Genomic DNA, 21,729 nt, shown 5'->3' with positions numbered 1-21,729 from the left:
ATCCGAAGCCATGGCCGCCTCCACTGTGTCGAAGACGCCGGGCGCCCGCGCCGCGTTCCGGGCAGGCTCAGCCGGTGTGTTCGTTGCGCCAAACTTCGACGGTGGTCAGGCGGGCGTCGATCTGTTGGCTGAGGGCGCGGATCTTGGTGGAGAGGGTCCGCAAATGGATGGTCAATTCGTCAAATTCTGCCTGCAATAACGCCCGGCGCTGGCAAGCCATCGGGTCGGTACCGGTCACCCGGCGCAGGTTACGGTCGAGCACAAGTCGCTGCTGGTGAATTTCTCTGGCTTCGCGGTAGAGGAGGTCGCGCTTGCTGTGTAGAGCCTCTAGATCCATCGAGAACCGTCTCTGTGTTCGGCACCGGTCAGTATATCCGCTGCATCGGAGCCTGTTTTGCGCGTGCAAGAACTTGTCACAAAGCCTGGTGCTTTGGTTTAAAATTGTGTGCTGCCGAAGTATTTGCCAGGAAGAGAACACCGTGCCGAATATCAAATCTGCCATCAAGCGGGTCGATGTGGCCGAGCGCAACCGCCAGCGCAACATCGCCTACAAATCGATGATCAAAACCTTCACCAAAAAGTTCATGACCCGCCTGGGCGAATATGCCCAATCGCCCTCCGAAGCGGTGCTTACCGAGGTGCAGGCGCTTTTGAACCAGACCTTCAGCCGCATCGACAAGGCGATCAAGGCGGGCGTCATCCACACCAACACCGGCGCGCGCAAAAAATCCCGCCTCGACGCCGCGCTGCGCACCGCCCTCGCCAAAGCGCAAGCCAAGGCCGGCTAGCGCCATGTCTTCCTTCGAAATCGAGTCGCTCCTGCACGAAAACCGCCGCTTCGCCCCGCCCGCGGGCTTTGGCGAGGGCGCCTGGATTAAGAGTCTCGAGCACTACCGCGAGCTGTGCGCGCGGGCTGAGGCCGATCCGGAGGGTTTCTGGGCGGATCTTGCCCGCAGTGAGCTGCACTGGTTCACCCCCTGGCAACAGGTACTCGATTGGCAGGAGCCCACGGCCCGCTGGTTTGTGGGCGGCAAGCTCAATCTTGCTTATAACTGCCTCGACCGGCATCTCCAGACGCGCGGCGACAAGGTTGCCGTGCTCTGGGAGGGCGAACCGGGCGAGGTGCGTGCGCTTACCTACCGCGAACTGCACGCCGAGGTCTGCCGCTTCGCCAATGCCCTGAAGGCGCTGGGGGTCGGCAAGGGCGACGTGGTGGCGATTTATATGCCGCTGGTGCCGGAGGCGGCCGTCGCGATGCTCGGCTGCGCGCGCATCGGGGCACCCCACACGGTAGTCTTCGGAGGCTTCTCGGGCGACGCGCTGCGCGACCGGCTCATCGATGCCCAGGCCAGGGTGGTGGTCACCGCCGACGGCGGCTGGCGCAAAGGGGCGATTGTTCCCCTCAAACCGCGGGTGGACGAGGCGGTGGCCCAGGCTCCCGGCGTGGCTCATGTGATCTGCCTGAAGCGGGTAGGCCAGGAGGTGGCCATGGAGCCGGGGCGCGATCACTGGTGGCACGAACTGGTGGCCTCCCGGAGCGCCGAGTGTCCGGCTGAAGCGATGGACTCCGAAGATTTGCTGTTTATTCTTTACACCAGCGGCACCACCGGCAAGCCCAAGGGCGTCGTGCACACGACTGGTGGTTACAACCTCTATACCCACATCACCAGCAAGTGGATCTTCGATCTGCACGACGAGGACGTCTACTGGTGCACCGCCGACGTAGGCTGGATCACGGGCCATTCGTACGTGGTGTACGGGCCCCTGTCGAACGGGGCGACGACCTTTATGTTCGAGGGTGCCCCCAACCAACCCGACCCCGGCCGCTTCTGGCAGCTCATCGAAAAGCACCGCATCGGCATTTTCTATACCGCCCCGACCGCCATTCGCACCTTCATCAAGTGGGGCGACGATTGGCCTGCCCGCTACGATCTTTCTTCGCTGCGGCTTCTAGGCACGGTGGGCGAACCGATCAACCCCGAAGCGTGGATGTGGTACCACCGGGTGATCGGCCAGGAGCGCTGCCCGATCGTCGATACCTGGTGGCAGACCGAGACGGGCGGGATCATGATCACCCCGCTTCCGGGGGCGACCATCACCAAACCCGGCTCGGCGACGATGCCTTTTCCGGGCATCGTCGCCGATGTGGTCGACCGCGAGGGCAACAGCTGCCCCCCCAACCAGGGCGGCTATCTGGTGATTCGCAGGCCCTGGCCCTCGATGCTGCGCACGGTCTACCGCGACCCGGAGCGCTACCGTCAGAACTACTGGAGCCAGGTTCCCCACGCCTACTTTGCAGGCGACGGTGCCCGCCGCGACGAAGAGGGCTACTTCTGGGTGATGGGCCGCGTCGACGATGTGATCAACGTCTCCGGCCACCGCCTGGGCACGATGGAGATCGAATCGGCCCTGGTCTCCCACCCGGCAGTGGCCGAGGCCGCCGTGGTCGGCCGACCCGATGAGATCAAAGGCGAAGCGATCGTCGCTTTTGTGACGGTCGAATCGGAGGTCGAGACGACGCCTCAGTTGCTCGAGGAGTTGCGTGCCCACGTCGTCAAAGAAATCGGCGCCCTTGCCCGCCCGGAGGAAATCCGCTATGCGGAGGCGCTACCCAAGACCCGCTCGGGCAAGATCATGCGGCGGCTGTTGCGCTCGCTCGCCTCGGGAAGCGACCTGACTGGCGACACCTCGACCCTCGAAGATCGCTCGGTGCTCGAGAAGCTGCGCGAGGGCTAAAATCTGCGCGGTTGTATGAGTTATAGCGGTGGCCCGGTGAAAAATTAACCGCATAGTGAGCCTTTCGAGCCCAAAATCTCGCTTATTAAATAGACCCTCGAACTGCCTGCCGTCTGGAGAGCCTGCGGCGGGTTGCGCCGTGGAGTCGGGTTGCCGGACACGGACGAAGCCGCCCTATCCCACCCATCAGCACAAGATGTATTACCTTGCCACCGAAGAGTACCAACGCCTGCCTTCCCCGCTGGCTGACCGCTACACCGTTGTCAATCGCTCTCCGCTGGTGGTGCGCGACCTTTACCCGGAGCGCGAAAGTACACCCCCCGATGTCACGCTGGACACGGCTCAGCCTTACCAGCGCCTCAACCCATGGCGCTGGGCGATCCCGGAGGTGCATGCCCAGTTCACCCCCGGCCGGTGCCTGTTGCTCGAAAACGCGCCGCTGGAGGAAGACGGCGCTCCCTGGCCCACCTTGGGGCAGTCCTGGCCCATGGCGGAGCCGCTGCGGCAGTTGGGCTGGTTGTTGCAACTGGCGAAACTTTGGGAGCCGTGTTGTCGGCAGAAGGTCGTATCTTCGCTGCTCGCGTCGGCCAATATCGGAGTGCAGGGCTGGCAGGTGCGCCTGTTTTATCTCACTCAAGACCGGGTGCCGGTATCTTTGCAGGCCTTGGCGGCAAGCTGGCTCTCGCTCACACCGATGGTGGGCGAGCTGCGCGCCGTGGTCCAAGCACTTGCAGCCGGAAAATTCGCTCGGATAGAGGTGCTGGTGGCGGCGCTGGAAGCTCTGGCGGTACAGACGAACACCGGTTGTCGGGTGCAGGCGGTAACCAGCGCCACCCACCCGGGGCGCCGGGAGCTGAATGAAGATTGTCTGGTCTATGATCCCCAGGGCCGCTTCGCCGTAGTCTGCGACGGCATGGGCGGACACGAAGGGGGCAAACTGGCCAGTTTTCTGGCCATCTCTTCGCTTCAGCAGGACTTTGCCTGCTTGAGCTATCAGGATTCCCCCCCCTCCGAGCTGCGCGCTCAACTGGCGGGTGCGGCGCAGCGGGCCCACCAGCGGCTGTGGCGGCTCAACCAGCGGCAGGGGCGCAGCGGGCGGCGGCAGATGGGTACGACCGTGGCAGCCTGCTTTTTGAGGGGACCGTTGCTGCACACGGTGCATGTGGGCGACAGTCGCGTCTATCTTATCGACCGGCGGCACTGCCAGCAGTTGAGCGTCGATGACGATGTGCTCAATCTGGAGGTGAGTCTGGCGCGCACCACCCGCCGGGCGCTGCACCGGCAGTCCGGCAGCGGCAGGCTGACCCAGGCGCTTGGGGTGATTCCTCCGAACGACCTCAAGCCCACCACCCGGAGCTTTTTGCTTCCGGAAGATTGTCTGGTGCTGCTGTGCAGCGACGGACTCTCGGACGGCGACTTTGTGGAACGCCACTGGCGCGAGGCGTTTTTGCCATTGCTCGATAGGGGCAATCTCGAAGCTGCGGGCGCTGCGCTCGTTGAAATGGCCCTTTTGGAGCTGGGGCACGACAACATCTCGTTCGTGCTGCTCAAGTACGCCGCTGCTGCGCCCCGCACCGATGCCGGCTGACCCGCACGCTGCCGTGAAGCGCCTGTAGCTGGGGCCTTGCTGGAATAATTTCGTCCTGCAGATTCGGTGAGCTTGCCCGGCTGCTGGTGCACTACCGTCAGCGTGAGGATTGAGAATCAGCTGCAGTCGGCACCCCCGTTGAGATGGGTGGTTTTATGCGAATCGCAGATATACGGACGGCCCAAAAGCTTGCCAGGCCGTGCGCGATTCTCAGACCATTTCCGCAAATATCTCTTTCAGGAAGACAATTACACCCCAGGAGTGGAGATTTCGGCAAACTTCTGCACAAAATGTGGTTTCCATTCACCTCAATTGCGGAGCAGAGCAAAATATGGCCCTGATTCCTTGTCCCGAATGCACACGTCCGATGTCACAAAAGGCAGATTCTTGCCCGAATTGCGGGTACAACCTCAAACGTGCTCGCGAAGAAAAACAGCAACTCACTCAGGGGATAGCCCTGACGGTCTTTGGCCTTTTGGGTGTCGGTGGCGTTTATGTCGGTTTCACGGACCTTTTCTATTGGGGTCTGTTCGGCTGGCAGATCGACGCGCTGATCGGCGCGGCCGGTGCGGTGCTGCTCGCCCCGGTCGTGCAGCACCGCACCGGCCCGGCAAGCGGTAGAAGTCGGGAGGCCCGAGTTCTACAACGAACTCGGGCTGTTCACCCGGACCGTAACCTTCCTGGGGCTCACATACAATCGGGATCGTCGGTGATGCCGATGGGCGTCTCCGTGGTGTGGTGTGCCCCTTCGGTGCCCGCGGGCAGCGGGCGGGCGTCCGGGCGTTTCTCGGTGGCGAAGATGACGTCGAAGACCTTGCCGCCCATCCCGGTGGCTTCTGCCCCCTCCAGCCTGCTCACCCACCGAAACCAGTTGCCGTGGGCGTCCGCGACTTTGGTGGGCCACATCGTCAAGGAGATGGCGGTCGCCCCGGCGTCGGCATAGGGCCGCAGTTCGTCCGGCTCGGACAGGGCGTTGTGGTTTTTGTCCGTCCACAGCAGCAGCGAGCCGAAAACCGCGTCCCCGGCGGAGATCACCCCGTCGCCGTTGCCGCCGTTGTCGGCTTTGTCGAATTCGGCCAAGGCGTGGAAGCCATTTTTGGGCAGCTTGCCTCTGGACGGTTGTAGGGCGTGATTGCCGAACAGTTCGGTGCCGTCGTCGATTTTGCCGTTGGCGTTGCGGTCGAGGGCCAAAAAGGCGTCGTCGGAGCCCGCGGCGGTCCAGCCGGTGCGCGTGAGCTTCCCTTTGCCGGAAAAATCGAAGCGGACACCCGCGGCGGGACCGGTCAAGCGGAACCCGTCCCCGTCGGTGTCCAGCAGCAGCGGCGTGGGGTTGCAACTCTGGTAGAGGAGATAGACAAACAACAATCGGTAGTTGGACCCGGTCAGGGCGTTCAGGTTGTTGAAACTGCCGGTGGCGACGTTGCTGCCGGCGTTGACGCTGACGGGGACCCTGACGTCCGGGGCGGGGGAGGGCTGATCGAGGACCGCTTCTTCTGCCTCGTAGTATTACGTGAGTTCGGGTTAAGCGCTGAGCAGATCCACATCCGAGGCCACCGATGGCTTGTTCGGTTTGTGGCAATAGGCAATCAATCCACACACCAGGTTCACCAGAAAGTTCACTTCGCTACGATGACGGGTGTGCTCTATCTGCGAAATGTTCTTCAGCTGGTCATTGATCGCTTCGATGATCCCGCGCTTGCGCAACAGCAGCTTGTCCGTCATCACCATCAGTCGATTGGTCATCTTGCGCCGCAACTTGGTAATCAGCGCAATCCCCAAATCTTCCCGCAATTGCCTGCCAAGCTTGCCACTGATATAGCCGCGGTCGCCAAACACTTTGCCGTGCAAGTCTTTGAGCAGTTCGGGCACGGGCTTGCGATCATCGGTATTCCCAGGCGTGAGAGTCATCGCCAGCAGTTCACCGCGCTCGTTGACCACCAGGTGCAGCTTGAAGCCGTAAAACCAGCCCACCGAGCTTTTGCCCCAAGCGGCCAGGCCGGCAAAGACTTTGTGGGCGTGGACGCGGCGCACATGGCAGACGTGTAGCGGGGTCGAATCGATAAAACTGATGCCGGTGCAGGGACCGAAACAGTGGCGCAGATAGGTACTCAGCGGCAGGAGGGTAGAAGGCATCCATTCAACGAAGCGCGGGTAGCTGACCAATCCAGGAAAAGCGCTTCGCCAGTAAGCGCAGACCATCTCGGTGTAGAAGGCCTTGAAGTGGCGGTAGGCGGACTGATGAAAAGCAATCAGAATCGTCAGGATTTCACTCAGGCAGAGGCGGCGTGGCCGTCGCCTGTGTCGCAGACCATCGGCGAGCAATTGTTGCTGCCAGAGCGGCTCGAAGCGTCGGCAGAAGTCATCGACATGGCAAAAGAGGGCTTCTAGACTGGGCATAGCGAGCGGTCCGTGGCTTGTGATGTGCTAATCCCAGCCTAGACGGACCGCATTTCCTTATCCCGAACTGACGTTAGTATTCGTACATGCCCAAGGGCACGTTCGCCGTCGCCTCCTCTTGGAACTGGGTGATGGTGCCAATCGGCATGCCGGTGAGCGTCTGGGCCGTCGGGGTCAGGGGGGGCATCCCGGTGGGGGTGCCCTTGGTGTAAGGAGTGGATTTGAACTGCCAGTGGGTGGCGGTGGGTCCGGAAGTTTTGACCTGGAAGTTGTTGGAAGTCTGGGGGACGGCGGCGGTCTGCGACAGGGCGCAGGCCAGCACCGCGGCGAGGGCGGCGTTTGTGGCGCGGGGCATACAGTTGCTCCTGATAGCGGAAGGGGAACGTAGGCAGTTCGGCAAACGGCTGCGGCAGTGCCGCGCGAGCACCGAGGCCAAAATTCGTTGTACCAATACCACAACACTATGTACCACAATTTGAATCCCATGTGGGGGTTTGCGGCACTTTGTAAGAACGCATTTCGTTCCGAGGCGGGCAGAGAAACGGAGGCCTTCGGGATTTCACACTATACCTGAAAAGCCACAGGCCAGAATGAGTAGTAGACGGTTGCCTTGCCTTGGCTTTGCCGCCGCAAACGCGCCAGCCTCGCCCGCCATTTCTTCATCGCTCGGCTGGCAGGCGCGCGGGGCCGGGTCGGCTTGCCCCGGAAGCACGGGCAACCGCAGTGCGACGGTACAGCCGCTTGCCGGTCTGTTTGGCGGTCTGGGTAAAGATTTTACGGGCGGGTCGCCCGGCTCATTGTCCGACCGGTTGTTGGTAGATCAGTACTTGCTTGCCCATCGGCATCAGGCCCTCGCGGGACTTGGGTTTGGCGACGGCGAAGAAGACGTCCCACGCCCAGCGGCCATTGGTCGCCCCGCTTTGGTCGTACACCCTGGCGCGGTAGCGGAAGGCGTTGCCGTGGCGGTCTTTGAGCGGCGACTGGGCGTACTCCAGGGCCAAGCGGGCAATTCCCTTATCCTGCAGGGCAACCAGCTCCGCCGGTTGCGAAATGCCGTCGTGGTTGGCGTCGAGCCACAGACGCAGGCGGTAAAAGACCGTGTCGGCGGCGGAGATCGCTCCGTCGCCATTGCCGCCGTGGGCGGTCTTATCGAACTCGGCGAGGGCCAAAAAGCCGTTGGGCTCGACGCTGGCGGGCTGGGCGGTGTGGTTGCCGAAAAGCTCCCGGCCGTCGTCGATGGTGCCGTTCTCGTCGCGATCGAGCACCAAAAAGGCGTCATCCGAGCCGGTCTCGGTCCAGGCGTTTTTGGCGATGCCGCCGCGGCCCTGCAGGTCGAAGAGGACGCCCCCGTCGGCGGCGGTGAGCGCGAAGCCGTCGCCTTTGGTATCGATGAGGATGGGCGAGATGGCAAAGTTGATGCCGACGTTGGTGAAATTGTTGACCGTCTCGTAGCCGTAGCCGCAGCCCGGGCCGCTCTCCACCACCGTCTGGTTGAGGCTGGAGACGTAGTAGGTGACGTTGAAAGCCGGGAAGAAGTAGGCCGGGTCGTCCTTGCCGTCGCCGTCGAAATCGCCCACCAACGGATACAAGTAGCCGTCGATGGGTTGCCCGCCGTAGGCGACGACGGTCGTCTGCAGGTTGGTGCCGCCGTTGGCGGAGGAGCGAAAGACGATGTCAAAATTCGTGCACACCCCGTCCGGGGAGAAGGGGCAGCCGTTGTAGGTCGAGGCGTTGACCGCGGCCGGGTCCACCTTGCCGTCGCCGTCGTAGTCGCCGGGCAGCTCGAAGACCATGGTGCCGCCGGAACTGGTTTTGAAAGGCCCATGGGTGCGGGTGACGCCGTCGGAGCTTTGCTTGATCTGGTAGGTGTACGAATTGGCGTCGAAGGCGGCGCGGTCGGCCCGGCCGTCGCCGTCGTAGTCCGCCGGGATGGGCCGACCGACGAAACCGGCGGCGGGGAAAGCCCCCAAAGATGCCCCCCGTCCGGGTATCGACGCCGAGGCGACCGCACCGCTCCAGCCCGAAGAAGCGCCGCGGGTGTAGTGGGCCAGGCCACCGGAGACACCCGGGGCGACGACCGAGAGGTTGCCGCCGGTGGTGTCGATGAGCAGCGGGTTGCCGGTGACGGAGGTGGCGAAATCCGCCTGCTTGGTCCAGGCGCTGCCGCCGGGCAGCAGGCGGTACTCGGCCAGGCCGCCGGTTTGCTTGATCGCTATTGCCTCCAGGGCGCCGTCGCTGGTGCGTTTGGCGAAGGCCGGGGTGCCGCTCAGGCCCGAGCCGAAGCTGGTTGCGCCCCAGGTGGTGCCGTAGACCCTGCTGAAGGCGGTCAGGCCGCCGGAGCTGTTGCCAACCAACGCCCACATATTGCCATTGACCGTCTCAAGCAGCGTGGGGTTACTGACCACGCCCGAACCGAAGTCGGCGATTTTTTGCCAGCTGCCGTACGGAGGCAGCTGGTAATGCGCGAGGCCGTTGCCGTTGGGTACCACGACCTGCAGCGAGCCGTCGAAAGCGAGCCGGATGAGTGAGGGGTTGCCGAATACGTTCGAGCCGAAATTGGAGAAAAGCCCCCAGGAGGTGTTGTAGACCTTGCTGTAGGCGCTCAGGCCGCCGGAGCTGTTGGGGGCGACCACCCACATGTTGCCGTTGACGGTTTCGACTAGGGACGGATTGCCAACGATTCCCGAGCCGAAGTCGGCGACTTTTTGCCAGCCGGAACCGCCTGCAGGCAGCTTGTACTCGGTGAGGCCGCCGGAGGTGTTGCGGTACACGGCCCGCAAGGAACTGTCGTATGCCAATCGGATCAAGGCGGGGTTGCCAGTAACGCCGGAGCCAAAGTAGGCAGGGGGGTTCCAGGCGGCAGTGGAGGAAGATGAGCGGTACATCCACGCGAGGGTGCCGCTTCCCGTGGGGGCAACGGTGTGGAGGGTGCCGCTGCTGGGAACACGAATGATTCTTCCAGAATTGCGCAGCAACGAACTGTAGATGGAAAACCAATCATTAGTGGTACTACGGAAGACAGTGCGATCTGAGACGCCATCGGCATCGAAATCGTCAACCGCAGGTATATCTGTACTAGAATTGCCAAAATTTCCCAGAGTAACAGTTTGATTGACAGATGAAAAACGTGCTACCCAATTGCTGGTAGATTTATCAAAATAAGAAGGGTCTGCTCTTCCATCAAAGTCGAAGCCAAATCCTCCAGAAATAGAATAAGTGTTTGGAACGGCTGATGCGGCTAATTTAAAAAGTGCAGTTGAAGAGTTGGTTTCACTAGGACAAGTAGACCAGTCACCAGTACTGACATTGAAATAGTAAGGATCATGTTTGTTATCTGATGTGTTGTAGTTGAGGCTAGAGCGACCAAAGTAAACCATAGTCGCGCGTCCATATGGAAAACCCAAGTTTTTAATGAACTTGACAGGAAGAATTGGAAACAACCGTAGAAAACCAGGACCAATGCTAACAGATGGTTTGTCGGTGAGATAGCCGACCAATAGTCTGCCATTGGCAAAAAGTGGAGCTATATATTGAATCTCTCTTGTGCCTTCTGGAGCCTCGTAGTATACCGGTGTCCCTCCGATGGTTACATTCTCCGCAAGAACTATACCTATACCTTCGCCGAGCGCGTAGATGTCAACTTGATTATTCACAATGGTTGTGGCAGTAGTAGCAAACTCCTGTGCATTTGCGATTCCAGAGGTCGTAAACACCAGAATACAAGACAAAACAATGCCCTCTGAGAGATGAGAAAGTATCGAGCCCTTACTGCTTGATCTCAAATTTAATATACTCATGTCAAACTCTCGCGTATCTTTGTACACCATAAAATATACACTTATCTTCTCAAAAGGTGTTGTTCGCTGAAATACAATAAAGCCTTTTATGTAGGTGCTTCACAGGCTCATAACTTAGCGTTGGCACAGCTGGCAAGTCTGTCAAGCAAGTAAGGATAGCAGTTGGAGAGTACAAGGTGGACTTGGCCAACGATCTACCACTTGGGCAGATTTAGGGATATATGCGAGAACGGGCCATAAATAAATCAAGTGACTTGCCTCTCGTTCTACGGTAAATGGTACCTCCCAAGCGCTTCGCACTATGAGAGGCAAGGATAAGATGGATCCACATCTGCTCAAGTGGTGAGATGTGCTTACTTGTATTACTTAATAGAGAGGGCTTGAAACAATGTACGATAACTTTGATTGGGAAGCGCTATGGGTGCTTATGCTATCAGCTATTGAAGCGCGACGTTTGGCAGCCGTGCAAATTGGAACAGAACACCTTTTACTCGGTATCGTTCGGCAAAAACACAGTGTTGCTGCTCGCATACTCACTTCTGCTGGATTCACTCGCGAAGTAGCACGCAAAGCGATAGCGCGCACTTTCGGCCGCGGTTCTAGGAGCACAAAATGGTGGAATGTAGAAATTTCTTTTACTGCTGATGCTAAAAGAGCGTTGGAACTTGCACCTGCCATTTTGCAGGAGTTTGGCGACTTGCAGGTCGATACGCGGCATTTGTTACTGGCCGTTATTCGTGTTGATAGTGCACGAGTCGAAAGGCTATTTGAGGATACCGGTGTAGAACTAGCAGATTTAGAAGAATCCCTGCTGTCACGCTGGCAGAATTCGTGATGCGAATGCTAAAGTGGGTTACTTTTTCTAGTGTCTTGAGCTGTCTTTATTCCCTTACGACACTCGGTATACACATAGGCCTGGTACCTATGAGCAATTTGCGAACGGACGCAATACAGTCTCATAAGGAAGACTAGAGCATCGGTCCAGAACCAGCAGTTGACGGTAGAAGCCGCATCCTCTTTTCTGGAGACGACCTCTACCTCCTTCGCCTATGCAGCCTTCTGTCTGGCAGCCGCCAGTGGAACCCTCACCCGCTGAGCAGGCTATCCTCAAGCGTATCCGTCGCGCCAAGCTGTTCGTTTTCCTGCGCCGCATCCGCCATCAACTCTTCGACGCCGCCTTCCAGAGCGAACTGGCCGGCATCTACAAAGACAGCCCTTGCGGTCAGCCGCCCATCCCACCGGCTCAACTGGCCCTGGCCACTGTCTTGCAGGCCTACACCGGTATCTCCGACGACGAGACCATTGAAGTGCTCACCATGGACCGCCGGTGGCAGATGGTGCTCGACTGCCTCGATTGCGAGGAAGCCCCCTTCGGCAAAGCCACCCTGATACGCTTCCGCCAAGCGCTCATCGCCCACGGCCTCGACCGTCGCCTGATTGAGCGGACCATCGAGTTGGCCACCAGCGACGGCGGGTTCGGCTCACGGGCGTTGCGGGCGGCCCTCGATTCGAGCCCTTTGTGGGGAGCCGGGAGAGTCGAGGATTCTTTTAATTTGTTGGGCCATGCAATGCGCAAGGCATTGAGGATCATGGTGTGCCAGACGGGGGTGGGACTGGCGCAATGGGCTGAGCAGACAGGCACCACACTCGTCGCGGGCAGCAGTTTGAAGGCTGCCCTGGACATCGATTGGAGTCAACCGGACGAATGTGCCGAAGCTCTGGGAAGGCTGCTCGGGGCGCTCGAATCGCTGGAAAGTTACTTGGACGGGCAAACTCAACCCCCTCAGGCTGGGGTCGCACGGTGTCTGCAAGCGGCCGAGCAAGTCCACCAGCAGGACGTACAACTCAACTCGCGCGGACAGTTTGTCCTTCGGCGTGGAGTCAGCCGCGAGCGGCGCATCAGCATCGAAGACCCCGCGATGCGCCACGGCCGCAAAAGCCGGGCGGTGCGCATCGATGGCTACAAGCGCCACGTGCTCAAAGACATCGACAGCGGCCTGGTGCGCGCAGTGGGCATTACTGCGGCCAACCGACCGGAAGCGGCGGTGACAAGGGACATCGAGGCGGACCTGGAGCCTCAGCGGGTGAAGTTGATTGAACTGCACATCGACCGGGCGTATCTGAGCAGCGAGTGGGTCAGACTTCGTCCAGAAGACTTGCGTATTTACTGCAAAGCCTGGCCGGTTAGAAATGGGCCGTACTTCCAGAAGACGGCCTTCGTGCTCGACTGGGAGGCGATGCGGATTCGTTGTCCACAGGGCGTCACCCAGCCTTTTGAGGTGGGTGGGAAAGTGCGGTTTCCGGCCGCGCGCTGTCGGCGCTGTCCCCTACAGGAACGCTGCACGACCAGCCCCAAAGGTCGCAGTGTCTCGATCCATCCGGACGAACTTCTGCTGGTCGAGTTGCGCGAACGCCAGCAGACAAAGGAGGGTCGAGCGAAGTTGCGTGAGCGCGTGAGTGTCGAGCACAGTTTGGCGCACATCGGTCAGTGGCAGGGACGCCGAGCCCGTTACCTGGGCGTGCGCAAGAATCTATTCGATTTGCGTCGGGTGGCGGTGGTGCACAATCTGCATGTGCTAGCCCGACAGGAAGCCGCTGGGCGTTCACAGGCGGCTTAGGTTCTGGACCGATGCTCTAGCTGCAGGTGGCTATTGGCTTTTGCGCTGTCTTGCGCCCAAATTTATTGGCCCTTTTACCCCGGCTCACCATATTTCTTGGTGAGTGCCTCAATGATGTCCGCGGTGATTGAGGTCCGCCGCCGTTTCGCTTCGGCCACCCAGTGGGAGCGCCGAGAGAGGCGGACCTTGATCGAAAGGTTGACATAAGGGTCGCCTTCTAGAGAACTTGCTTCTTCTGGTTTGCTGGCATGCTGGCTTTCTGGTTTTAAGGCATTCTGGTTTTCTTGGTTTCTGGCTTCCCTGATGATCTCACCAAACTTTCCGGTCATGTCGCCTCCAGGATTTCAAGGACCTCTTTACCTAAACGTCAGTTCGGGTTAAGCATTGAGCTGGTCGACATCCGAGGCTACCGACGGCTTCTTCGGTTTGTGGCAGTAGGCAATCAATCCACACACCAGGTTGACCAAAAAGTTCACTTCGCTGCGATGACGGGTGTGCTCTATCTGAGAAATGTTCTTCAGCTGGTCGTTGATCGCTTCGATAATCCCGCGCTTGCGCAACAGCAGCTTGTCCGTCATCACCATCAGTCGATTGGTCATCTTGCGGCGCAACTTGGTCATCAGCGCGATACCGAAATCCTCGCGCAATTGCCTCCCAAGCTTGCCACTGATATAGCCGCGGTCACCAAATACCTTGCCGTGCAAGTCTTTGAGCAATTCAGGCACAGGCTTGCGGTCATCGGTATTCCCAGGCGTCACGCTCATCGCCAGCAGTTCACCGCGCTCGCTGACCACCAGGTGCAGCTTGAAGCCATAAAACCAGCCCACCGAGCTTTTGCCCCAAGCGGCCAGAGCGGCGAAGACTTTATGGGCGTGGACCCGGCGCACATGGCAAACGTGCAGCGGCGTCGAATCGATGAAACTGATGCCGGTGCACCGGCCAAAACAGTGGCGCAGGTAGGCACTGAGCGGCAGGAGGGTAGAAGGCATCCACTCGACAAAGCGCGGGTAGCTGACCAGTCCAGGAAAAGCGCTGCGCCAGTACCCCCAGACCATCTGTGTATAGAACGCCTTGAAGTGGCGGTAGGCGGATTGGTGAAAAGCAATCAGAATTGTCAGGATTTCACTGAGACAGAGTCGGCGTGGCCGTCGCCGGTGTCGCAGACCATCGTCGAGCAGTTGTTGCTGCCAGAGTGGCTCGAAGCGTCGGCAGAAGTCATCGACATGGCAAAAGAGCGCTTCTAGACTGGGCATAGCGAGCGGTCCGTGGCTTGTGATGTGCTAATCCCAGCCTAGGCGGACCGCATTTCCTTATCCCGAACTGACGTTACCTAAAGCACGGTAATCCGTCCACACCAACCGGGCGCGTGGGTTCGACACGTCGCGCACGGGGACGCCCTCCAGCGCGGCCTTGGCGAAACCCGCGCTGCGCCGGATCAGTGTCCGAAACACCGGCACGCCGTTCTTGTCGAGTTCGTCGCGCATCGCTTCGCCTTCCCTGCTGGGTCGGGGCGGCACGATGGCCACCAGGGCGCGATAGCGGGCCTGGCCGAGGGCTTGGGCGGTTTCGAGCATCGGCCGCAGCGACAGCACGTCCGGTGCGGTGGGCAGGATGAGCAGATCGCAACCCTTGGCCAGTTCCTGCAGGTCGGTGCCGTCCGGCCTGGCCGGTGTGTCGATGATGATCCACTCGGCACCGGTGACGGCTTTCATCGCCTGCCGCTCGTCTGCAACAGAGAAGGGCAGCTTGCCCCGTTGCGCCCATTGCATCGAGGTGCGGTTGGGGTCGCCGTCGATCAGCACGGTGCGGCCGTGATCGCTGAAAAAGGTTGCCAGGTGAACGGCGGTGGTCGATTTGCCCACCCCGCCCTTGTAGCCGGTCAAAGTCAGGATTTTCACGAACCAGTCTGGCTTTTAATGGACCAGAATACCAGAAAGCAAGAATACCAGAACTGGCGACTATTCTGCGGCGGCGGCCTGGGGCTGCGGCGGTCGCTCGGGCTTGGGCTTGCGCTCGAAGACCTGCAGGTTGGGCTGCTCCAGTTGGAAGTGCCTGCCACCGATGGAGACGCCCATCTGGCCAGTGATCACCGCCACCCACAACGGGTAGCGGGCGGTGGTCTGCACGAGTCGCTCGAAAATCTTGGGTCGGACGGTGACCATCACCCGCACGTCACCCGCCTGCACGAAGAAGCGCCTCCAGCCGTCCTTGAGCTTTTGGGCCTGGGGCAGCTGGTTAATTTTGATGGCGATATCCATGCGCCCCGACACGGGCTCGGGGATAGGCGGCGGTGGCACGGCTGAGCCCTCTATCGGGGGTTCACGCCAAGCATCGTAGCCGACCGGCCGTTAGGAAGGGCATATCTGGAAAAAAACTTTGGTAAATCGGCCCGGCGACACCACATGTGGTGGGTAAAGATCGGGTAAGCTATTCGCAATTGAGAAGCCTAACACAGAGCCTTGAACTCCCTGGCTCTGCGGGAACCGAACAGGGTTTTATACACCTGAAAGGTCTAAAGCTCTCAAGCCACAAACACTGGCTTGGACTCTACCGATAATGTACGCAGAAATTTTTGAGAGCGAAAGAGCCCCGGCCCTCGCCGAGCAACAAGGACCGACCCGCCGCCCTGGTCGTGCGTTGCCCTTCTACACCGGCGGTCTGGCGAAGGCGCGCAGGCAGACGGCCGAGCAGGCCCGCGCACTGGTGGAGGAGCTGGCCACAGATCACCGATGGACCGGTCTGGTGCACGAGCGGGTCAGCCGCAGCCGGGCGCACACGATCGGGCGGATAGTCGAAGCGGTGATCGGCCTTGTGGATCGGGCGGGCTACTGCTGGGCGAGTGCCGAGACGATCGCCGACTACGCAGGATGCGACCGCTCGACGGTGTTTCGGTTGTGGCCTGAGATCGAATTTGCCGGGCTGCTGGTGTCGGTTCGCCAGGCGCACGGCCCCAACCGGGTCTACCTAGGCGCGACACTGATCGATCGGATGCTGGCACTGCTGAATACGACAGGATGGGCGGCCAACCCCGCCAGCCCGTTTTGGCTGCGCTACCGCCAATGGCTGGGGCAGTCGGTCGCCTATCGCCACAGCCGTGCTGCACTTGAGCCGAGTGCACTCAAGAGCCGTCTTAATTTGACACCCAATTGTCATAAAAGACGTCTGATCAACAAATTCAACGTTCCGAGCACTTGGCTGAGCCCAGAGCATTCCCCCCCCAAAGCGGCTATCCGTTACCCACATCTTCGTTCCCATCGCCCGCCATCGCTGAGCGGGCGATGAGCCACCCTGCTGCCAAATCCTCCAGCCGCTGCCAGCCTCGCCACAGCGTCTTCACCCCAGGCTCACCGTCCCCTTTACGACCGACAAAGCCTCCCAACTGCGCTATCCACCGCACCGCCTGACGTAAACTCGGCGCCTCCTCGGGCAACTGCCGACTCTGGGTCATCCGACAATACAACGCCTGCCACTCGTGCTGCGCCAACGCCACCGTGCACGGCAACTCCGGCTCGCTGCGAGACTGGTAAGTCAATTGCAACAACCGCCACGCCACGATGCAATAGACTGCCAACGCACGCTCCAAACGCTGTGCCGTCTCCAACTGCAACTGCTCCACCGCGCAACCACTTTTGAGAATGTAGTGATAGCGCTCGATTAACCAGCGCAGCGTGTACCGGTGCACACAGGCCAGCGCCTGCTCCAGCGTGGTCACCGGCTGGCTACTCAACAACCACCAATCGATACCCTCTTCGCCCGCAGGCGGGTCCACTTCCCAGGCGCGCACCACCCACACCGACACCGGCGGTTGACCTTTGTGCGTCTGGTCATTGCGACCCGGCTGCAACTGCACTGCTTGCCAGTACACCTGCAACCTCGCCTGGCGCGCCGCCCGCCCGGGACGGCGCGCCAGGTCGCACCGATAGTGGCCCTGGGCTGAGGCACCCGCGAAAACCTCGAACAGCAACGTTTTGGGGGTGGCCAGCCGACGTTGGCGCGCGGCGCGCACCAAGAGATGCAACTGCGGCGGGCGCGGTGCCGCAAACAAGCCGAACATGTCCGACTCGCGGTCGCCGATGAGCACCGCTTCGCCCCCCGGCGGCACATAGCCTTTGGCAGCCGCCAGACCGTCCAGCCAGCGTTGGGATTCTTTGTGCTGTTGGGGACGCTTTTGGCGTCGAGCGGCCAGATGCTCCACCTGGGCCGCACGGGTCCAGACTTTCTGCCAGCACAAGCCGAGGGCGACGGCGTCGGGCCGCACAGCCAGAAGCGAGTGGACCAGCAGTCCCTGGCTTTCGGGCTTGGACAGATGGCCCAGCCCGGTGGTGTGGGGGTGGGCAGTGAAGTTCAACTCGGTGGTGTCTTGAATCAGCAGCACCAGCGGTAGGGCAGCCAGGCGGCCGGCGGTGGCACTGGCATGGGCCTGGCGGATATCTGCAGGGTGGCACTGCGGGTTGTCCAAAAAGCGGTAGGCGGCTTTGAGGGCGGCGGCATCCTCGCAGGCTTGGGGCAGAGAGGCATGGGGTTGACGGGCGAGGCTGGAGAGCAGCTGCTTGAGTCGGGTGTGGCGACGGGCATCGCCCAAATCGAGGTGTTGCAGTTCGTGTTCGGTCCAGGGGTCGATGGTCGGCATGGGCCACGGCTGAGCCAGTACGCTCCCAGTGTGACTGGCGCACAGCAGACAGAGGCGCTCTCAAAAATGTGGGTAATGGATAGCCAAAGCGGAGAGGATACCACGGCCACTCCTACAGGCAAGGGTGCGCTTCGCCCTCCGCTTTGCTCCGGCCCTTGCCTTCCGTCGCTCGGCCGTGAAACCGAACAGCTTTCGGGGGGGGGGAATGTCTCACACACAGGCGGCGGCTCGGCAGAGCAACCACGACCACCCAAAACAATCGTCACCCCCGGGCGGGCGCGGGTACCCGAAGCGCTGCAGGCCGTGCTCGACCGCTGGCCAGAGGTGAGTGCGCGCCTCGACGATCGCTGTCTGCGCAATCTGGTCGCCTACAGGCACGAGTTGCGACGCATCGACCAGGTGTTGGCGATGGCCGACGCCCAGCCTGCTGGGTCCTTCTGGCGCGGGGTGAGCGCCTGGGTGACGATGGCCCTCAAGCGCGGCATAGTGCCGGTTAAAATGAAGATATCTTTCCGGTGCTGCCCATGGTGCATGCCCTGATCTGGTTGCCCTTGCTCGCTCTGTTTAGCTTTTTGAGTTGGGCGGGTTGGAACGAATATCAAAAAGTCCAGGCTTACAGCCACTGGGCCAAAGATTTCGACAACGCCAAGTACGACGTATTTGCGATGCTTGGCCGCCGGGGCGACCGGCTGGTCTGGGGCAGACCGACCCGGCAGGGGCCGACTGAACTTCAACAAATCTCGCTGCAAACGGTTAGAAGCGTCGCCCTCGCTGTCGACGGCCGGCCGGCCAGCCCCGACGCCCCACCCGCCAGGGCTCGACGCATCGCGCTACAGCTCGCCCTCGAGAGCGGCCAGCAAATATCTATACCCTTTACCGAGACGGGGCTGGCCGCCCGCTGGTGTAAACTTCTGCAACAATATGTCTCGGGTGGACCGGATTGCCCCAAGGAACTGATTCAATAGTCGGTAATTATGCTTTGCCCATTCTGCTCGTACTCTGACAACCGTGTCCTCGAGTCCCGTCTGGCCGAGGAGGGGGAGAGCGTGCGCCGCCGCCGCGAGTGCAAACAATGCCGACGGCGCTTCACGACCTACGAGCGCATCGAATTTGTCCCAACAGTCGTGATCAAGCGCAATGGGCGGCGCGAAGCGTTCGATCGCTCGAAGGTGTTGCGTGGGGTGATGATCGCCTGCGAGAAGACCGACGTGCCGGCGGAGCTCATTGAGCAACTCGTCGACGATCTGCAGGCCGAGTTGCAGCAGCGCTCCAGCCGCGAGGTAACCAGTGCCGAGATTGGCGAGATGGTCCTCGCTCTACTCAAGCCCCTCAACGAGGTGGCCTACGTGCGCTTCGCCTCGGTTTACCGCAAGTTCAAGGGTGTCGCCGACTTTGTGAGCGAACTGCAAACCTTCGAAGCGAACGCTGAGCTCGATTCGCTCAAAGCCCGCCTGGAGCGGCTTGCCGCAGCGCACGACCAGTCCGCCGACTGACGCGGGCCGATGGACGAGTGCGAGGCGGTACTGGGTGCGAACGCGGCGTTTTATCGGGCGTTTGAGAAGCGCGACATAGAGGCGATGGCTGCCGTCTGGTCGCAAGGCGCGGCGAGTCTTTGCATCCACCCCGGCCGGCCGGCGCTGCGCGGCTGGAGTGCGGTTCGTCAGTCGTGGGAGCAAATTTTTAAAGTCACTGCCTACATCGAAATCGAAACGGAAATCCTCACCTGCGAAGTTCAGGGGACACTCGCCTACGTCGTGCTGATGGAGAAGGTATTGCAGGCGGCGGGCGGCCAGAGTGCAAGCGTGCAGTCGATGGCGACCAACGTCTTCGCGCTTCTGGGCGGCTCTTGGTATCTGGTGCACCACCACGGCAGTCCCATCCGCCGCTAGGTGCAACAAAAATTGAACTTCTGCCGTTGAACCACTCGGGGAAGCGCAGCGATTCTTAGCGTTTTGGATCCGTGGCGCATATGTATAGGCGATAACAGATCTATCCAGTTTGGTGTGCATCATGATCATCAATCGCAGGCCAAACGAGGCGGTGCTCTGGCTGGAGTTTGCCATTCACATCGCGGTGTTGTTGGCGGTCTTCTTCCAGATGGCCCTTGCGCTGCAAGCCGTTCAACAGCTGGGAGCGGGTGAGGTCTATACCCTGCCGCCGGTGCTCGTCCGTCCGGCCGCCTAGGCCGCATATACCCTAACGAAAGCTGGCCGCCACCGGTACGTGGTCGGAGGGCGAGGGTTGGGCGCGCGGTTGCGCGTCGATCCAGCAGGCGGAGCAGCGCTCGGCAAGCGGGCTGCTCACCCAGATGTGGTCGATGCGCATGCCGAGGTTGCGTCGAAAAGCCGCCGCCCGGTAGTCCCACCAGCTAAATTGGCCCGCCGCCGGCGAGTGCAGGCGAAAGGCGTCGATAAAACCCCAGGTGCGGATGCGCTCCAGGGCGGCGTGTTCGTCGGGATGAAAAAGGACCTTGCCCGCCACCGCCTTGGGATCCCAGACATCGCGCTCCTCTGGGGCAATATTGAAATCCCCGCACAGCAGCACCGCTGCCTTTGGATCGAAGTCGGCAAGCAAGTACTGGCGTAGGCGCTCCAGCCAGAGTAGCTTGTAGGCGAATTTTTCGGAACCCGCCTCCGAGCCGTTCGGGACGTAGACATTGATGATCTGGGTGTCCTCGACGGTGGCGGCGATCAGCCTGCGCGGGGCGTCCGCCTCGTCGCCGGGCAGGCCGCGGCGCACGACGGTAACGGGTTTGCGGCTGACGATGGCAACCCCGTTGTAGGCTTTTTGGCCCGCGAAGGCGACTTCGTACCCCAGTGCTTCAAAGGCGGCAACCGGAAAGCGTTCATCCGGAACCTTCGTCTCCTGCAGGCAGAGCACCTCCGGCCGGTGTGCCGAGAGCCAGGCGCATACCCCCCCCAGGCGAACATTGATCGAATTGACGTTCCAGGTGGCGACGGTCAGATTGGACATGTCTTCGAGGCTACCACCCCCCTAACTCTGTCGCGGGGCGAATTCCCAGAATATCGCCAAATGTTAAGATATTGACGATAGATTCCGAGGGCATCACGCAATGTACAGTTACCCCGACGCTTCCGGCCTCAATAGACAGCGGGAGCAGCGTGCCTCCAACCTGCCCGGGGCGTTTGCGGCGATGGGCATCTCCCTCGCCCTTACCGGAGCAGTCTCCTGGTGGGCGTCCGCCCTGCCCGGCATCGACGCCTGGTTCTGGCCGCTGCTGATTGTGCAGCTCGGCCTGCTGCTGGCGATTGGCACTGTCCGTTCCTGGTCCAAAAACGCCGACAACCTCTCGCTGATTTTGCTATTCGTATTTGCTGTCGTCGAAGGTCTGGTCCTTGCCCCGATCACGGCCATCTATTTGGCCTCGAGCGTCGGGCAGGCGGTCGTGCTCAAAGCCCTGGCGGCGGCGGGCGCCACCTTCGGCGCCGGGGCCATCTACGGCTGGACGACCAAGCGGGATTTGAGCAATCTGGGCAGCATCTTGATCATGGCGGTGCTGGGCATCGTCATCTCTTCGCTGCTCAACGTCTTCTGGCTCAAATCGCCCGTGACCGACCTGGTAATTTCCTGGATGACGGTGATCGTCTTCACGGCCTTCACCGCCTACGACCTCAACATCGCCCGCGACAACCGCTTCGGCCAGACCGCCGGACAGATCGCCTTGAGCCTCTATCTCAACTTCTTGAATCTGTTTTTGGCGTTCCTGCGCATCTTCGGCGGCGGCGGCCGCGACTGACGGTCGACCTCTCCCGCTGAAAAAGGGGCCGCCAAGGTCCCTTTTTTCGTGCTCTGCCTGGGGATGATCAGGCGAAAACACTAGGAGCCACAAAACTTAACAAAAAGCCCCTTTTCTCCCCTATATAGGGGAAGTACATTAAGTACATGCCTGCACTCTCCCCCCTTCCAGGATAAGTCTAGCCCCTCACTTTTTTTCTAGGCGTT

At 60.8% G+C, this 21,729-nt stretch carries 24 protein-coding genes; 12 read left to right on the top strand and 12 right to left on the bottom strand.

Annotated elements, in window-relative coordinates; translation table 11 throughout:
- Positions 1 to 67: 67 nt before the first annotated feature.
- Positions 68 to 337, bottom strand: coding sequence for a hypothetical protein (locus tag GLL_RS00825; RefSeq protein WP_011140165.1), 270 nt, complete (start codon positions 335 to 337; stop codon positions 68 to 70).
- A 142-nt stretch (positions 338 to 479) separates the two neighbouring features.
- Between GLL_RS00825 and rpsT the strand changes: the two genes are divergently transcribed.
- The 3 genes from rpsT (at position 480) to GLL_RS00810 (ending at position 4,324) form a co-directional block, all read left to right on the top strand.
- A complete protein-coding gene (gene rpsT, locus GLL_RS00820) occupies positions 480 to 788 on the top strand; it encodes a 30S ribosomal protein S20 (protein WP_011140164.1) in 309 nt (102 codons plus the stop codon).
- Positions 789 to 792: 4 nt separating this feature from the next.
- The gene (gene acs / locus GLL_RS00815) at positions 793 to 2,736 is read left to right on the top strand and encodes an acetate--CoA ligase (protein WP_011140163.1); all 1,944 of its coding nucleotides are present in this window, start codon (positions 793 to 795) and stop codon (positions 2,734 to 2,736) included.
- A gap of 196 nt (positions 2,737 to 2,932) precedes the next feature.
- Positions 2,933 to 4,324 (top strand): PP2C family protein-serine/threonine phosphatase, encoded by a 1,392-nt coding sequence (locus tag GLL_RS00810; RefSeq protein ID WP_164928441.1) that lies wholly within the window; start codon positions 2,933 to 2,935, stop codon positions 4,322 to 4,324.
- Between the two features lie 370 nt (positions 4,325 to 4,694).
- Here the strand turns inward: GLL_RS00810 and GLL_RS00805 are convergent, their stop codons facing one another.
- From GLL_RS00805 to GLL_RS00785, 5 genes are all read right to left on the bottom strand, one after another.
- A complete protein-coding gene (locus tag GLL_RS00805) occupies positions 4,695 to 4,922 on the bottom strand; it encodes a hypothetical protein (protein ID WP_164928440.1) in 228 nt (75 codons plus the stop codon).
- A gap of 89 nt (positions 4,923 to 5,011) precedes the next feature.
- Complete coding sequence (locus GLL_RS00800) at positions 5,012 to 5,686, bottom strand: hypothetical protein (protein ID WP_011140160.1); 675 nt, start codon at positions 5,684 to 5,686, stop codon at positions 5,012 to 5,014.
- Between the two features lie 159 nt (positions 5,687 to 5,845).
- Complete coding sequence (locus GLL_RS00795) at positions 5,846 to 6,721, bottom strand: IS982 family transposase (RefSeq protein WP_011140159.1); 876 nt, start codon at positions 6,719 to 6,721, stop codon at positions 5,846 to 5,848.
- A gap of 73 nt (positions 6,722 to 6,794) precedes the next feature.
- Positions 6,795 to 7,076 carry a hypothetical protein gene (locus GLL_RS00790; protein ID WP_164928439.1) on the bottom strand — a complete coding sequence of 94 codons (282 nt, stop codon included), beginning with the start codon at positions 7,074 to 7,076 and terminating at the stop codon, positions 6,795 to 6,797.
- 439 nt (positions 7,077 to 7,515) lie between these two features.
- Positions 7,516 to 9,528 carry a VCBS repeat-containing protein gene (locus tag GLL_RS00785; RefSeq protein WP_164928438.1) on the bottom strand — a complete coding sequence of 671 codons (2,013 nt, stop codon included), beginning with the start codon at positions 9,526 to 9,528 and terminating at the stop codon, positions 7,516 to 7,518.
- Positions 9,529 to 10,906: 1,378 nt separating this feature from the next.
- Between GLL_RS00785 and GLL_RS00780 the strand changes: the two genes are divergently transcribed.
- Complete coding sequence (locus GLL_RS00780) at positions 10,907 to 11,353, top strand: Clp protease N-terminal domain-containing protein (RefSeq protein ID WP_011140156.1); 447 nt, start codon at positions 10,907 to 10,909, stop codon at positions 11,351 to 11,353.
- 214 nt (positions 11,354 to 11,567) lie between these two features.
- A complete protein-coding gene (locus GLL_RS00775) occupies positions 11,568 to 13,136 on the top strand; it encodes an IS1182-like element ISGvi6 family transposase (RefSeq protein ID WP_011140155.1) in 1,569 nt (522 codons plus the stop codon).
- Between the two features lie 74 nt (positions 13,137 to 13,210).
- Here GLL_RS00775 and GLL_RS00770 read toward each other — a convergent pair whose 3' ends face one another.
- From GLL_RS00770 to GLL_RS00755, 4 genes are read right to left on the bottom strand one after another with little or no spacing between them, the layout of a single operon-like run.
- Positions 13,211 to 13,465 carry a hypothetical protein gene (locus GLL_RS00770; RefSeq protein ID WP_164928401.1) on the bottom strand — a complete coding sequence of 85 codons (255 nt, stop codon included), beginning with the start codon at positions 13,463 to 13,465 and terminating at the stop codon, positions 13,211 to 13,213.
- 48 nt (positions 13,466 to 13,513) lie between these two features.
- Complete coding sequence (locus tag GLL_RS00765) at positions 13,514 to 14,389, bottom strand: IS982 family transposase (RefSeq protein WP_011140154.1); 876 nt, start codon at positions 14,387 to 14,389, stop codon at positions 13,514 to 13,516.
- A gap of 57 nt (positions 14,390 to 14,446) precedes the next feature.
- A complete protein-coding gene (locus GLL_RS00760) occupies positions 14,447 to 15,034 on the bottom strand; it encodes a ParA family protein (RefSeq protein WP_011140153.1) in 588 nt (195 codons plus the stop codon).
- Positions 15,035 to 15,094: 60 nt separating this feature from the next.
- Positions 15,095 to 15,433 carry a hypothetical protein gene (locus tag GLL_RS00755; protein WP_011140152.1) on the bottom strand — a complete coding sequence of 113 codons (339 nt, stop codon included), beginning with the start codon at positions 15,431 to 15,433 and terminating at the stop codon, positions 15,095 to 15,097.
- A 259-nt stretch (positions 15,434 to 15,692) separates the two neighbouring features.
- On the opposite strand from GLL_RS00755, the gene GLL_RS00750 reads away from it, so the two are divergent.
- Complete coding sequence (locus GLL_RS00750) at positions 15,693 to 16,418, top strand: hypothetical protein (protein ID WP_011140151.1); 726 nt, start codon at positions 15,693 to 15,695, stop codon at positions 16,416 to 16,418.
- Here the strand turns inward: GLL_RS00750 and GLL_RS00745 are convergent.
- Positions 16,363 to 17,766 (bottom strand): IS4-like element ISGvi2 family transposase, encoded by a 1,404-nt coding sequence (locus GLL_RS00745; protein ID WP_011140150.1) that lies wholly within the window; start codon positions 17,764 to 17,766, stop codon positions 16,363 to 16,365. The two genes, GLL_RS00750 and GLL_RS00745, sit on opposite strands and share 56 nt — an antisense overlap.
- Before the next feature lie 303 nt (positions 17,767 to 18,069).
- Here GLL_RS00745 and GLL_RS00740 point away from each other — a divergent pair, with 303 nt between their 5' ends.
- From GLL_RS00740 to GLL_RS00720, 5 genes are all read left to right on the top strand, one after another.
- On the top strand, positions 18,070 to 18,306 hold the full coding sequence (locus GLL_RS00740; protein ID WP_164928437.1) for a hypothetical protein: 237 nt from the start codon (positions 18,070 to 18,072) through the stop codon (positions 18,304 to 18,306).
- Positions 18,291 to 18,731, top strand: coding sequence for a hypothetical protein (locus tag GLL_RS00735; protein ID WP_011140148.1), 441 nt, complete (start codon positions 18,291 to 18,293; stop codon positions 18,729 to 18,731). Before GLL_RS00740 ends, GLL_RS00735 begins: the two co-directional genes overlap by 16 nt.
- Before the next feature lie 9 nt (positions 18,732 to 18,740).
- Complete coding sequence (nrdR, locus tag GLL_RS00730) at positions 18,741 to 19,259, top strand: transcriptional regulator NrdR (protein WP_011140147.1); 519 nt, start codon at positions 18,741 to 18,743, stop codon at positions 19,257 to 19,259.
- A 9-nt stretch (positions 19,260 to 19,268) separates the two neighbouring features.
- Positions 19,269 to 19,655: a nuclear transport factor 2 family protein gene (locus tag GLL_RS00725; protein ID WP_011140146.1), complete on the top strand. Its 387-nt coding sequence runs from the start codon at positions 19,269 to 19,271 to the stop codon at positions 19,653 to 19,655.
- 121 nt (positions 19,656 to 19,776) lie between these two features.
- Positions 19,777 to 19,950 carry a hypothetical protein gene (locus GLL_RS00720; protein ID WP_164928436.1) on the top strand — a complete coding sequence of 58 codons (174 nt, stop codon included), beginning with the start codon at positions 19,777 to 19,779 and terminating at the stop codon, positions 19,948 to 19,950.
- 12 nt (positions 19,951 to 19,962) lie between these two features.
- Here the strand turns inward: GLL_RS00720 and xth are convergent, their stop codons facing one another.
- Positions 19,963 to 20,739 (bottom strand): exodeoxyribonuclease III, encoded by a 777-nt coding sequence (gene xth, locus GLL_RS00715; protein ID WP_011140144.1) that lies wholly within the window; start codon positions 20,737 to 20,739, stop codon positions 19,963 to 19,965.
- A 100-nt stretch (positions 20,740 to 20,839) separates the two neighbouring features.
- Between xth and GLL_RS00710 the strand changes: the two genes are divergently transcribed.
- Complete coding sequence (locus GLL_RS00710; RefSeq protein ID WP_011140143.1) at positions 20,840 to 21,523, top strand: Bax inhibitor-1 family protein; 684 nt, start codon at positions 20,840 to 20,842, stop codon at positions 21,521 to 21,523.
- Positions 21,524 to 21,729 lie beyond the last annotated feature (206 nt).

The sequence above is a fragment of the Gloeobacter violaceus PCC 7421 genome, assembly GCF_000011385.1.
GTDB lineage: Bacteria > Cyanobacteriota > Cyanobacteriia > Gloeobacterales > Gloeobacteraceae > Gloeobacter > Gloeobacter violaceus.
The sequence above is the reverse complement of the archived record's forward strand: the minus strand, read 5'-3'. Positions and strand labels throughout refer to the sequence as shown.